General features: G+C 73.4%; 12 protein-coding genes. 5 read left to right on the top strand and 7 right to left on the bottom strand.

Translation table 11 applies throughout. The annotated features are described in order from the left end of the window. Window positions 1-5: 5 nt before the first annotated feature. Window positions 6-392 (top strand): VOC family protein, encoded by a 387-nt coding sequence (locus ACZ6JS_RS22135; RefSeq protein WP_469300171.1) that lies wholly within the window; start codon window positions 6-8, stop codon window positions 390-392. 29 nt (window positions 393-421) lie between these two features. Here ACZ6JS_RS22135 and ACZ6JS_RS22130 read toward each other — a convergent pair whose 3' ends face one another. The 6 genes from ACZ6JS_RS22130 to ACZ6JS_RS22105 all read right to left on the bottom strand — a co-directional run bounded on the left by ACZ6JS_RS22130 (window position 422) and on the right by ACZ6JS_RS22105 (window position 6,310). After that, window positions 422-577: a DUF6131 family protein gene (locus ACZ6JS_RS22130; RefSeq protein WP_469300169.1), complete on the bottom strand. Its 156-nt coding sequence runs from the start codon at window positions 575-577 to the stop codon at window positions 422-424. Between the two features lie 88 nt (window positions 578-665). Next, a complete protein-coding gene (locus ACZ6JS_RS22125) occupies window positions 666-1,205 on the bottom strand; it encodes an AAA family ATPase (protein WP_469300537.1) in 540 nt (179 codons plus the stop codon). A 16-nt stretch (window positions 1,206-1,221) separates the two neighbouring features. Then, window positions 1,222-1,797 carry an NUDIX hydrolase gene (locus ACZ6JS_RS22120; RefSeq protein WP_469300168.1) on the bottom strand — a complete coding sequence of 192 codons (576 nt, stop codon included), beginning with the start codon at window positions 1,795-1,797 and terminating at the stop codon, window positions 1,222-1,224. Continuing rightward, window positions 1,794-3,251 carry an NUDIX hydrolase gene (locus ACZ6JS_RS22115; protein ID WP_469300167.1) on the bottom strand — a complete coding sequence of 486 codons (1,458 nt, stop codon included), beginning with the start codon at window positions 3,249-3,251 and terminating at the stop codon, window positions 1,794-1,796. Before ACZ6JS_RS22115 ends, ACZ6JS_RS22120 begins: the two co-directional genes overlap by 4 nt. A 775-nt stretch (window positions 3,252-4,026) precedes the next feature. Then, window positions 4,027-4,611, bottom strand: a complete 585-nt coding sequence (thpR, locus tag ACZ6JS_RS22110) for an RNA 2',3'-cyclic phosphodiesterase (RefSeq protein ID WP_469300165.1) — start codon at window positions 4,609-4,611, stop codon at window positions 4,027-4,029. A gap of 70 nt (window positions 4,612-4,681) precedes the next feature. Continuing rightward, a complete protein-coding gene (locus ACZ6JS_RS22105) occupies window positions 4,682-6,310 on the bottom strand; it encodes an FAD-binding oxidoreductase (RefSeq protein ID WP_469300163.1) in 1,629 nt (542 codons plus the stop codon). A gap of 68 nt (window positions 6,311-6,378) precedes the next feature. Here ACZ6JS_RS22105 and ACZ6JS_RS22100 point away from each other — a divergent pair, with 68 nt between their 5' ends. Next, entirely contained in the window at window positions 6,379-7,026 is a 648-nt protein-coding gene (locus tag ACZ6JS_RS22100) for a TetR/AcrR family transcriptional regulator (protein WP_469300161.1), read from the top strand. Between the two features lie 182 nt (window positions 7,027-7,208). Here the strand turns inward: ACZ6JS_RS22100 and ACZ6JS_RS22095 are convergent, their stop codons facing one another. Continuing rightward, the gene (locus ACZ6JS_RS22095; RefSeq protein WP_469300160.1) at window positions 7,209-8,192 is read right to left on the bottom strand and encodes an aldo/keto reductase; all 984 of its coding nucleotides are present in this window, start codon (window positions 8,190-8,192) and stop codon (window positions 7,209-7,211) included. A 102-nt stretch (window positions 8,193-8,294) separates the two neighbouring features. Between ACZ6JS_RS22095 and ACZ6JS_RS22090 the strand changes: the two genes are divergently transcribed. The 3 genes from ACZ6JS_RS22090 (at window position 8,295) to ACZ6JS_RS22080 (ending at window position 12,583) form a co-directional block, all read left to right on the top strand. After that, window positions 8,295-8,876: a TetR/AcrR family transcriptional regulator gene (locus ACZ6JS_RS22090; RefSeq protein ID WP_469300159.1), complete on the top strand. Its 582-nt coding sequence runs from the start codon at window positions 8,295-8,297 to the stop codon at window positions 8,874-8,876. 791 nt (window positions 8,877-9,667) lie between these two features. Beyond that, window positions 9,668-11,080: a family 2B encapsulin nanocompartment shell protein gene (locus tag ACZ6JS_RS22085; RefSeq protein WP_469300157.1), complete on the top strand. Its 1,413-nt coding sequence runs from the start codon at window positions 9,668-9,670 to the stop codon at window positions 11,078-11,080. A gap of 93 nt (window positions 11,081-11,173) precedes the next feature. Further along, on the top strand, window positions 11,174-12,583 hold the full coding sequence (locus ACZ6JS_RS22080) for a family 2 encapsulin nanocompartment cargo protein terpene cyclase (protein ID WP_469300156.1): 1,410 nt from the start codon (window positions 11,174-11,176) through the stop codon (window positions 12,581-12,583). Window position 12,584: the final 1 nt, after the last annotated feature.

Here is a 12,584-nt window from a genome sequence, read left to right as displayed (position 1 = left end):
GGGGCATGGTGCATGTACTGAGCAGCAGGACGCTGCTGCGGCCGACGGATCCCGAGCGTTCGCGCGCGTTCTACGGCGAGACCCTCGGCCTCGCCGTGTACCGCGAGTTCGGTACGGGGCCCGAACGGGGCACGGTCTACTTCCTCGGCGGCGGCTTCCTCGAAGTGTCGGGGCGGTCCGACGCGCCGCCCGCGCCGGGCCTGCGGCTGTGGCTCCAAGTCGCCGACGTGCAGGAGGCGTACGAGGAGTTGCACAGCCGCGGCGCCGAAGTGCTGAGGCCTCCGCTGCGGGAGCCGTGGGGACTGATCGAGATGTGGATCGCCGACCCCGACGGTGTGCGGATCGCCGTCGTGGAGGTCCCGCGGGACCATCCACTGCGCTACCGCCCCTGAAGGCGGGGCGGGTGCCAGGAGGCCCGGCGTCAGTAGTAGTGCTTACGGCCTCCCACGGCGTGCCCGACGGCGCCCAGCAGCCACAGCACCAGGCCGATGACCACGAGGATCACGCCGATCGTCCAGAGGATCGATATCCCTGTGACGAAGCCGATGATCAGCAGGATGACGCCAAGAATGATCATGACTACCTCCTGGTTCCTGTAGAACCGCTATGCACGGCGTCTACCACGATTACGCGACCCTATGCCCGTTTCGCCCAGGTCGGTGATGTCAATCGGTCCGGGGTGGCAGGCCTTCCAGGCCCGAGTCGCGCATGATGCGGTCGATCGTCTCGGTGAGGGCGCTCTCGGCTCGGACGACGGTCTCGACGCCGCCGGGTAGGAGGTCGCGTTCGCGGTACCAGTCGCGCAGGTGGAGCTCGGTGACCCGGGCCAGTAGGTCGGGATCGGCCTTCGAGGCGTGGCGGCGCAGCGTCTCCTCGATCGGGATGTCGAGGTAGTAGCAGCGCGAGACGCCGCGGTGGTCGCGGAGCAGACCGGCGAGCATGTCACCGTACCGGTCGGCGTACAGGATGCCCTCGACCACCACGTGGTAGCCGGCGTCAAGCGCGTAGCGGGCGACCGTGTCGATCAGCCCGATGTTGGCGCCGCCGGGCACGTCGCGCTCCCTCAGCACGGTTCGCCGCAGATTGTCCTGGCCGACCAGGGCCAGGCCGCGACCGAACCGGTCGCGGATCCCCTCCGCCACCGAGGACTTGCCCGAGGCCGAATTCCCCCGGACCACCACGAGCCGGGTCCCCTCGCTCCCCAGCTCCACGCGGGGCACGCTACCGGCCCCCTTCGCGCAGGGGCGGGCGGCTCGGGTCGGCGGCCGCCGGGCCGGCCAGGAACTCGGTACGGGCGGGGCCCGGTTCGCCGTCCCGGTGTTCGACGGGGTCGCCCGCACGCTGGAAGTGGACGGCCGCCGGGAGCCCGGCCCCGTAGGCGTCCAGCCCGGCCCGGCAGTACGCGACCATCGGCGCCGGCAGCGCGTCCAGCGCGAACCAGCCCAGGCCGTCGCACCGGTCCGGCTCCATGATCCGGGGCAGGCCGGACCATCTGCGCACCTCGAAGAACACACCGAGGCGCGAGGACGAGCCCGTCGGGGGGCGGTGGTGCACGGTGACGGCCGCCCGCACGTCCGGCGTGTCGATGACGATCCCGGTCTCCTCACGGGCCTCCCGGATCACGGACTGGACGAAGTCCTCGTCCGCCTCCAGGTGGCCTGACGGCAGGTGCCACATCCCAGTCGCGTAGACCGGCCCGGACCGCCGCGACAGCAGGACCTCGGGGCCGCGCTCCCCGTCACGGCGCAGCAGGAGGTGCACGTCGAGCGGCAGCGTGTGCCTGCGCGGGGCGGTCATCCGGCGCTCACCGGGCGGCTCCAGCCGAGTTCGGTGTACAGGCGCCCGACACGGATGCCCTCGACCGCGGCCCGGGTGTAGGGGACGACAGGATCCGGCAGCGCGTCGAGCGGCCACCACTGCCACGACACGCACCGGTCGGGTTCCAGCAGTTGCGGCTCACCGAACCAGCGCCGGGCCCGGAAGACCAGCTGCACGCGCGGCTGCGCACCCGGCCGGTCCACGACGTGCACCACGTGGACGAGGTCCACGTCGGCCGGGTCGACGACGAGCCCGGCCTCTTCCCGCGCCTCCCTGACCAGGCAGCTCACGGCGGACTCCTGCTCGCAGTGCCCGGCGAGGAAATGATGGGCGGAGCCCGCGTACGGTGAGTCGGGGTGCCGCAGCCCGAGCAGGACCTCGCCGTCGCGTTCCAGGTAGAGGTGGACACCGACGATGTGGGGGACCGCCGCGTTCACGGTCCCGGCGCGGGCCGGCTCCGCGGAATGGTCCTGGGCGTGCCGGCGGATCAGGGCGCGGGTCGAAGGGGACATGCGCAGGCGGGACATGGCCTGTGGGTCGTGCCAGGCGAGCATGACGCCCTCCGTCAGGGTGAGGGCGCCGGGGTCTCCGGTCCAGCGGGCGGTGAAGATCTGCACGGGGACGGTGGTGCCGTCCGTCCCGACGGTGTGTTCCACGGTGTACGGCTCGACGGCGGAGGGCTCGAGCCCGGCCTCCTCCCGCAGCTCCCGGCGGACGGTGTCCTCCAGCGAGGCGTCCTGCGGCTCACGGCCGCCGCCGAGCAGGGCCCAGGCACCCGGCTCCCAGATGTCCGGGACGTCGTCCCTCAGGTGGAGCAGGTAGCGGCCGGCGCCGTCGTGGATCAACGCCGAGGCGTTCACCGGCTCGGCCCGGCCGTCGAGCCCCGACGCCAGGAGTCTGGCCCGCAGGGCGGGCGGGCCGACGTCGTCGAAGGGGAGCCACTCGGTCCCCGGCGCCCCTTCGGCGGGCGGCGCCGCGGCGAGGTCCCGGTCGGCCACGTGGAAGACCATGCGGAAGTCGTAGTGGGGGCGGGCCGATTCACCCTGGCCCGGGCCCGCATCGACGGCGCGGACACCGATGTGGACGGGCACGCCCCGGTACTCGGCGGTGTGGCAGAGGGCGGCGGGCGGGATCCCCGCCCCCTCCTGGACCCCGCGCAGGGCCGCGGCCATGAGCGTACGGTCGTCCGGCTCGACGCGCCCGCCCGGTACGAGGGGCGTGCCGCCGGCCTCGTCCCGGACGTGCAGGACGCGCCGACGGGGGTCGACCACGACCGCCCTGCACGTCATGTCCCCGGGCACGCTCGACCGGCCGGCGGGATCGGCTCCGGCGTCGAGAGCCGTCAACAGGGCTTGGAGCGCGTCACGTTCGGCGGGATGGCGTTCGAGGTAGGCGGCGACGGCAGCGTGGAGGGGGGAGCGGGTGGGCGGCACGTGAACCTCACAGTCCGAAAAGAGGGCCGACTCCCAGAATGGCTCGGGAGGCGGGCCCGGCACGGCCGTTGCGGGCAGCGGTCACCCGTGGGGGTGCAGCGCGGACCGGAACTTGCCCCCGAACCGGTCAGGTTGCGTCAGCCGGCCGGCCCCCGGAGGGCTGCCCGACCGGAGCAGCGCGCGGCTCCGTACACCGCGCCACCCTCCCCGAGGGGCCGACTCCGCCTTCTGCCGTGCATCCCCGACGCGGGGTCGTCCCGGCGGGCACAGGCCTCGACACCCGAGCCGAGCGGCGCGCCCGGTCCCGGCCGCCTCCGCACCCGGCCGCTTCCCCCCACCCGGCCCGGCGCAGACGTGCCCGGGGCCGTGGACCTGCGCGCCACGCTCCTTCCACCAGGCTCTCACCGACGTCCGCCCGGGGTGTTCCCCGCCCCGGTCACGGCGCCGGCCGGCCGCAGCGGCTGCTGCCGCTCGCCGGCGGGCGCAGGAAAGCGCCCGTCCCGGCCGAAGCTGCCCCCAGGCACCTGCACCGGCCGGGCTGCGGGCCTCGTGCCGGTGGCTTTTCCCGGCTCCGAACCCGTGGCGGACCACTTCCACCCGCAGGCCGCCCTCGGCGGCCGGCACCCCCTCGTCAAGGCGACGGCAGCGCAGTCACGCTCCGGCGCCCGCGGCGGACGCGGGCCGGCCGCCGGGATGTTCCGGCTGCTCGCCCTGGGGGCCCCGCGTCCTGGGTGGCCCGGCTGCGGGCAGCGCCGCAGGGTGTCCGGACGGGACCTCAGCCGCCGTGGCGGAAGCTCCAGGCCTCGATGTCGCGGTAGTGGATCGGGCCCGGGCCGCGGCCGATGTTGCTGCCGACCAGGTGCAGGCGTGCGGTCCGCCACCGCCGGCCGGAGAACGCGCCGAGCCCGGCGGCGGCCTCGACCACGCACGCGGGATCGTTTCGGCGGGTCCGGGCCAGCGTGAGATGGGGGCGCAGCGGCCGGTCCTCGAAGGGCACTCCGCACTCCTTGACCACGGCACGCACCTCGCAGGCCAGCAGGTGCAGGCCTTCGAGGTCCCCGTCGACACCGCTCCACAGCACCCGCTCGTCGAAGTGCCCGCCGCCGCTCAGCGCCAGTTCGAGGGGCGGGCGGCCCGCCGCCAGGCCGGCCAGCGGCGGCCGCAGGAGCGGAACCGTCCCGACCGGGAGCTCCCCCAGGAACGCCAGGGTGATGTGCCAGTCCTCGATGCGGTTCCACCGCAGGCCCGGGTACGCCGCGTAGGCGGGCCGCAGCGCCCGCGCGAGCTCGTCCTTGGCGTCGTCGGGCGGGGCGAGCGCTATGAACACGCGAACGGTCGAGGGCTGGATCTGTTCCTTCACAGAAGTCTTCGTACCGTACGACCCGCGCTCCGGTCATCTTCGCCGCCCCGACCCCCGTGCGGGGCGCCCCTCAGCCGACGAGCACGCCCGGGTTGAGGATGCCCCGCGGGTCGAGGGCGTCCTTGGCGGCGTGCAGCGCGCGTGCGAAGGGGTCGGGGCGCTGGAGGTCGTATCCGGCACGGTGGTCCCGGCCCACGGCGTGGTGGTGGGTGATCGTGGCCCGGTGGCGGTGCAGGACGTCGCTCGCCACGGCCTTGAGGTCGTCCCAGAAGGCCGCCTCGTCGCCGGGGCGGCCCGCCGCGAGGACGGTGAAGTACGGGGCCGCGCCGTCGGGATAGACGTGGGTGAGGCGGCAGTTGACGGTCGCCGGGTGGCCGGAGCCCTTGCGGGCCGCCTCTGCGACCTCCTGGCGGACCGCTTCGATCAGGGCGGGGATCCGGTCCCAGGTGGCCGCCGTCTCGAAGGTTTCCGCGACGGCTCCCATCCTGGCCAGGCCGTCGCGGAGGTAGGGCATCCGCAGGAAGGCCGAGCGCCAGGCGCTCACGGCCGCGTCGGAGTCCCCGCCCAGCGTGCCGCCCGCGGCCGCTGCGGCGGCGGACCCTGCGGCGGGCCTGCCGCCGTGGGAGCGGGCCAGCCCCACGGCCTGCAGCAGCCGGGCGTCGACGGGTCCGTCCGCGGACTCGAACCCCAGCACGAGCACCGCGGAGCCGTCGTGGGAGGCGCCCGACAGCGCGGCCTCGCCGGCGTCGAGCAGCCGGCAGTTGGCGGGGTACAGGTCCGACTGCGCGACGGCGCGCACCGCTTCCAGCGCGGCGTGGAAGTCGCCGAAGGCGAGCGAGGCGGACGCCTTGTGGGCGGGGCGTTGCTGCAGCCGCACCCACGCCTCGGTGATGACCCCCAGCGCCCCCTCGGAGCCGAGGAACAGCCGGTCGGGCGAGGGGCCCGCACCGGACGCGGGCAGCCGCCACGAGGCGCTGGTGCCGGCCGGTGTGACCACGCGGAGGGACTGCACGAAGTCGTCGATGTGCGTACGCCCGGTGGCGTAGTGGCCGCCCGCCCTGGTGGCGAGCCAGCCGCCCAGCGTGGAGAACTCGAAGCTCTGCGGGAAATGCCGCAGGGTCAGCCCGTGGGGCCGCAGCTGGTCCTCCAGGGCCGGGCCGAGGGTGCCGGCCTGGATGCGCGCCGCCCGCCCGACGGCGTCGACCTCCAGGACGCGGTCCATGGCGGTCAGGTCGAGGGACAGGACGGCGCGATGGGCGTCGCCGCGGTACTCCACACCGCCCGAGACGGAGGAGCCGCCCCCGTACGGGACCACCGCGACCTGGCGCTCGCCGGCCCAGTCCAGCAGGTCTGCCACGTCACGCTCGTGCGTCGGCCGTGCGACCAGGTCGGGGATGCGGCCGGGGCGTCCGCGCAGGGCGCGCACGATGTCGCGGTAGGCCTTGCCCATGGCGTGGGCCGCACGGTCCCCGGGGTCGGCCGTGACCAGGTGCGCCAGGCTCGCCGGGACTTCGGCGGCGGGCCGCCCGATGTCCAGGTCGCGGACCCGCGGGACGGGCAGCGGGTGGGCGAGGGTGCCCGGTATCAGGGCCCCCATCGCGGTGCACTCCGCGTCGTCGGGATGTGCGTCCGCCCACCCCCATCCCCACCAGGACCGGGTGCGCGCGGCGGAGGTCGGCTGTGGCGTCGTACCGGGCACGGGTGCGCTCCAGAGGTCGCGGTGCGAAACTTACCTGACGGTAAATTACTTACTGATAATATGCCGCCATGGCAACCCCCCGCTCGAAAGCCGGCACCAAGGGAGTCCCGCGGCACCACCGCCAGCAGCAGATCCTGGCCGCCGCCACCGAGGAGTTCGGCACCCGCGGCTACGCGGCTGCCTCCCTCGCCGCCATCGCCGAGCGTGTCGGCGTCACCAAGACCCTGCTGCACCAGTACTTCGGCACCAAGGAGGGCCTGTACGTCGCCTGCCTGGTGCCCGTCGGGGACCGCCTGCTGGACGCCGTCCGCACCGCGATGGGCCGGGAGGGGGCCACCGGGCACACGCCCCTGCGGGTGCTGCAGAGCATTTTCACCGCCCTGGAAGGGCAGCGGAGGGCGTGGTTCGTGCTGTACGACACGTCCCTGCCGGCCGACGGCGCGGCCGCACGCCGTGCCGCGGAGTACTGGTCCGCCCTCGACGGTCTTGCCGCCGGGGGGACCGCGGATCTGCTGCGCGCGGCAGGCTCCGACGACCCCCTGGACGCGGACGCCCTCAGGTACGTGTGGCGGGACCTGGTCGCCACCCTCGTCCGCTGGTGGGTCAAGCACCCCGACGAATCCCCGGAGGCCATGACGCGCCGCTGCGCCCGCCTCTTCGCGGCCGCCGCGGCCCTCACCGCCGACCCGGCGGGTCCTGCGGAGCCGCTCGGCTGACTTTCGTCACCGCCGGTTCCCGCGGTTCTGACCGGGCCCGGAGAGCGGGGCGCGACGCCACGACGCGCCGACCCCCACCGGGAACCGGGCCGGCGCACCGCGTACGGCCCGCACCCTGATGCGGGGCGCCGACCCGTGGACCCGCCCGGATCGAACACGTCCCCGCGGCATCCCGCGCCCGGTCAGCCGTTCAGGGAGGCCATCAGCTCGGGCGCGTAACGGTCGCCCGAGGCCACGCCGTGCGGTGCGACGGCGTCGATCGCGGCCAGTTCGGCGGGGGTGATCACCACGCCGGCCGCGGCGACGTTCTCCTCCAGGTAGGTGCGGCGCTTGGTGCCCGGGATGGGCACCGCGCCCTGGTACAGGGTCCAGGCCAGCGCCAGCTGCGAGGGCGTCACCCCCTTGTCGGCGGCGAGTCGGCGCACCCGGTCCACGACGGCCAGGTTCCGGCGGAAGTTCTCGCCCTGGAAGCGGGGGTCTGTGCGGCGGAAGTCGTCCGCCGCGAAGTCGTCGGGGCTGCTGATGGCGCCGGAGAGGAAGCCGCGGCCGAGCGGGGAGTAGGCGACGAGCCCGATCCCCAGCGTGCGGAGGGTGTCGAGAACCCCGTCGTGCTCGATGCCGCGCTCGAAGAGGCTGTACTCGGTCTGTACCGCGGCCAGCGGGTGCACGGCGTGGGCACGGGTGATCGTGGCGGGGGAGACCTCGCACAGACCGATGTGGCGGACCTTGCCGGCCTCGACCAGCCCGGCCAGGGCGCCCACGCTCTCCTCGATCGGCACCTTCGGGTCGACGCGGTGCAGGTAGTAGAGGTCGATGTGGTCGGTGCCCAGGTGGCGCAGGGATCGGTCCGCCGACCTGCGGATGTACTCGGGGGTCCCGTTGTGGCCGAGGAAGGCGCCCTCGTCGGTGAACTCGATCCCGGTCTTCGTCGCCACGACGGCCGCCTCGCGGCGCCCGGCGAGTGCCTTGCCGAGCAGCTGCTCATTGCGGAAGGGGCCGTAGCCCTCGGCGGTGTCGAGAAGGGTGACGCCGAGCTCCAGGGCGCGGTCGATCGTGGCGAGCGACTCGGCCTCGTCGGTGGCGCCGTAGTGGGCGCTCATGCCCATGAGCCCGAGGCCTTCCGCCCCCACCGCAAGACCCTGGCGGCCCAGTGTGCGCATCTGCATGGTGTGCTCCTCCCAAGAAAGTAACTAACCGGATAGATAGAGTCTGCGGCGCACCGGTTCGCATTGTCAATAACCAGATAGTTACTTGCTAGGCTGCGGCCCATGGCACGGGATTCCCACGCGACCAAGGCCCGCCTGCTCGACGCGGCCTTCTCCGAGTTCGCGGCGTACGGCATCGCCGGTGCGCGCGTCGACCGCATCGCGGAGAGCGCGCAGGCGAACAAGCGGCTCATCTACGTCTACTACGGCAACAAGGAGCAGCTCTTCGACGCCGTGCTCCGGCGGGCCCTGGAGACCGGCTCGGAAATCGTCCCCTTCGACGCCGGTGACCTGCCCGGCTACGCGGGCGCCGTGTTCGACCACCTCGTCGAGCGGCCCGAGCTGATGCGTCTCGTGTTGTGGAAGCAACTGGAGCGCCCCGGATCCACGGGGGCGGAGGCCGAGTCCTACGAGGGCAAGATCGCGGCCGTGCGGGAGGCGCAGGAAGCGGGCCGGATCGACGCCGGCATCGCCGCAGCGGACGTGCTGACACTGGTCATCGGCCTGTCACAGGCCTGGTTCGGGGCGGTGGGCGGCCCGGCGGCGGGAGCGGCGGGCACCGGCTGGCCCGCCGAGCGGCTCGCGCGCCACCGGGCGGCCGTCGTGGAGTCGGTCCGCCGGATCACGGCCCCCCCGCCCGCTTGAGCCACGGGGCGTCGCCCGGGTGTCACCGCCGCCTCCTCGCGTACGGCGCGCCCGGCCCTGCGGATCGGCCCTCGCCGGCCGGCCTGCGGGGCCCACGCGGGCGGCGGAGCGGTATGGTCCGGAGAACTCCGGCAGTGCCCGCTCGTACGCCCGCCGAAGACCGGGCGGGTGACGTCCTCGAACGGTGACTTCGGCCGACCGGGCTGCGCGGCGCCTCGGGGTCGGCCTCCCGCATCCGCAGCGGCTTCGGGCACACCTCGGCCACCTCCCCGATCCCGCAGGCGTCCGGTGCCTGCCGTTCGGTGTGCAGGGACACCGGGCCGAAGCCCCCGCGGTGCGTGCAATGCCGGGCCGGCAGTCCGGCGGGAGCGCCCGCTCGGGCCCCGCGCCGGCCGCGCCGGCGACGCGCCCGGACGGTCGGCCGGTCCACCTCGCCGCGCCGCCGGTCACGGAGAGCGGGGACCCGCCGCCGCACCACTCCGGTTGTCCGGATGAGCGCCCCGCAACCTCGGCCGACGGAGCGGAAGTTGACAGTCCGCCGCAGCCTTGGCGGAAAGTGCCCGGCGTGCGTGTCCGAAACCGCGGAGGACCTGGTCAAACACCCCACGGCCCAAGATCACCGAATCGAGGTAATGCCCGCCCCTTCCTTTGGGGGATCCGGTTGGCGGGCCGTTAGTGTGCTTCCGGATCTAGAGGGATTGCCCGGGTATTCACCCTATTTTTCTTCTTTCACTGGTGACAGGCACACCCATGTGCCGAATCACCGCCCGCACGAAGGAGAGCCCTGCGCGATGACCGTGGACACCAGCCCAGAGGCGCAGCTGGAGCCGACCCAGCAGACCAGTCTGGGCACGGCGGCGGCCCGCAACCTTGCCACCACGACCAAGTCCGCCCCGCAGATGCAGGAGATCACCTCCCGGTGGCTGCTGAAGACGCTCCCCTGGGTGGAGACCAAGGGCGGCACCTACCGTGTCAACCGCCGCCTGACCTACACCGTCGGTGACGGTCGCATCGAGTTCGTCCAGGACGGAGCCAACGTCCGCGTGATCCCGCGCGAGCTGGGCGAACTCGCCATGCTGCGCGGCTTCGAGGACGAGCAGGTGCTGGTCACGCTCGCCGACCGGTGCGTCCAGCGCGACTTCCGCGCCGGCGAGGTGCTGGTCGAGCGCGGGGCCGCCGCCGATCGGATCCACCTGATCGCCCACGGCCGGATCAGCCAGACCTCGGTCGGCAAGTACGGCGACGCGATCGCCGTCGCGGTGCTGGCCGACGGCGACCGGTTCGGCGAGAACGCGCTGCTGGACGCCGACGCGACCGCCGACTGCACGGCCACCGCCGAGACCTCCGGCACCCTGCTCACCCTCTCCCGCGCCGATTTCTCCGCCGTCCTCGACGCTGCACCGAACCTCCGGGCACACGTCGAGCAGTTCGGCTCGCTCCCGCACCAGCGGCAGAACAAGCACGGCGAGGCCGAGATCGCGATGTCCGCCGGACACACCGGCGAGGCCGCGCTCCCCGGCACGTTCGTCGACTACGAACTCAAGCCGCGCGAGTACGAACTCTCCATCGCCCAGACCGTGCTGCGCGTCCACACGCGCGTCGCCGACCTCTACAACGGGCCGCACAACCAGACCGAGGAACAGCTCAGGCTCACCATCGAGGCGCTGCGCGAGCGCCAGGAGTACGAGCTCGTCAACAACCGGGAGTTCGGCCTCCTCCACAACGCCGACTTCAAGCAGCGCATCCAGACGCACTCCGGCCCGCCCACCCCGGACGACTTGGACGAACTGCTGTGCCGCCGCCGCGGCACCAAGTTCTTCTTCGCCCACCCCAAGACCATCGCGGCGATCGGGCGCGAGTTCAACGCCCGCGGGCTCTACCCCGACCACGTCGACCTCGGCGGCCAGCAGGTGCCGGCCTGGCGCGGGGTCCCGATCCTCCCCTGCAGCAAGATCCCCATCAGCAAGGAGAACACGAGCTCCATCCTCGCCATGCGCACGGGCGAGGACAACCAGGGCGTGATCGGCCTGCACCAGACCGGGCTGCCGGAGGAGTACGAGCCGGGCCTGTCCGTGCGCTTCATGGGCATCAGCGAGCAGGCGATCATCTCGTACCTGGTCACCACCTACTACTCCGCCGCCATTCTGGTGCCCGACGCGCTCGGCGTGATGGAGAACGTCCAGATCGGCCGCCGACGCGACTGACGGCCCTGCCGTCATCAGCCCGGCCCCTCCCGGGCCGGCCGAACGTGCCCGGGAGGGTCCGGCACAGCCACCCCCATCACCTAGGAGCCACGGATGCCCGTTCCCGGGCCTTCCCCTGCGCAGTCGAGCCTGCCTGCCGCCGCGGCCCGCTTCGGGACCCACGGACACGGCCGAGGCGCCGACGCCGTCACCGGAGGCAAGCCCGCGCTGCCGACCGGGCCGGCGCTGCCCTTCGGGCCGGCGGCCCGGCCCTCCCATCCCGTTCCCGTTCCCGTTCCCGTTCCTGCTCCCGCGCCCGTGCCCGAGGCGCTGCCCGTACCGGCCGAAGGACCGGGTGGCGACCCGGCCGCCGGGCCGGCGCGGGAGGCCGCCGCGGCGGCGGCGACACCGAACCCCGCCCTGGAACGGATCCTGCGCGGACCCAGCGGTGTGGGCACGGAGGGGCTGTTCTTCACCCCGCGCCAGGCGCCGCCCGGCGCGCCGCCTGCGCCGGCCGACCCGCCCGCCCCCCGGCCGGCGGCGGGGGGCAGGCCGATCCCCGGCCTGTACCACCACCCCGTCCCGGAGCCCGACCCCGCCCGCGTGGAGGAGGTCAGCCGCCGGATCAAGCGCTGGGCGGTGGACGAGGTGCAGGCGTATCCGCCGGAGTGGGAGGACCAGTTCGACGGCTTCTCCGTGGGCCGCTACATGGTCGCCTGCCACCCGGACGCCCCCACCGTCGACCACCTCATGATCGCCACGCGGCTGATGGTCGCCGAGAACGTGGTCGACGACTGCTACTGCGAGGACCACGGAGGTTCGCCGGTCGGACTAGGAGGAAGGCTTCTGCTGGCGCACACCGCCCTGGACCCGGTCCACACGACCGCGCCATACCAGTCGGCGTGGGCGCAGTCGCTCCTCTCGGACGCGCCGCGGCGCTCCTACCGCTCGGCCATGGAGTACTTCGCGCAGGCGGCGACCCCGTCCCAGGCCGACCGGTACCGGCACGACATGGCCCGGCTGCACATGGGGTACCTCGCCGAGGCCGCCTGGGCCGAGACGAAGTACGTCCCGGAAGTGTCCGAATACCTGGCGATGCGCCAGTTCAACAACTTCCGTCCCTGCCCCACCATCACCGACACCGTGGGCGGCTACGAACTCCCGGCCGATCTGCACGCCATGCCCGCCATGCAACGGGTGATCGCGCTGGCCGGCAACGCCACCACCATCTCCAACGACCTGTACTCCTACACCAAGGAACTCGACAGCCCCGGCCTGCACCTGAACCTGCCGGTGGTCATCGCAGCACGAGAGGGCCTCTCCGACAAGGAGGCCTACCTGAAGGCGGTCGAGATCCACAACGACCTCATGCACGCCTTCGAGGCCGCGGCCGCGGAACTGGCCGTTTCCTGCCCCGATCCACGCGTGGTGCGCTTCCTGCGGGGCGTGGCCGTCTGGGTCGACGGCAACCACTACTGGCACCAGAGCAACACCTACCGATACAGCCTGCCCGACTTCTGGTAAG

It is taken from the genome of Streptomyces sp. NPDC046349, from assembly GCF_055587885.1.
The sequence above is the reverse complement of the archived record's forward strand: the minus strand, read 5'-3'. Positions and strand labels throughout refer to the sequence as shown.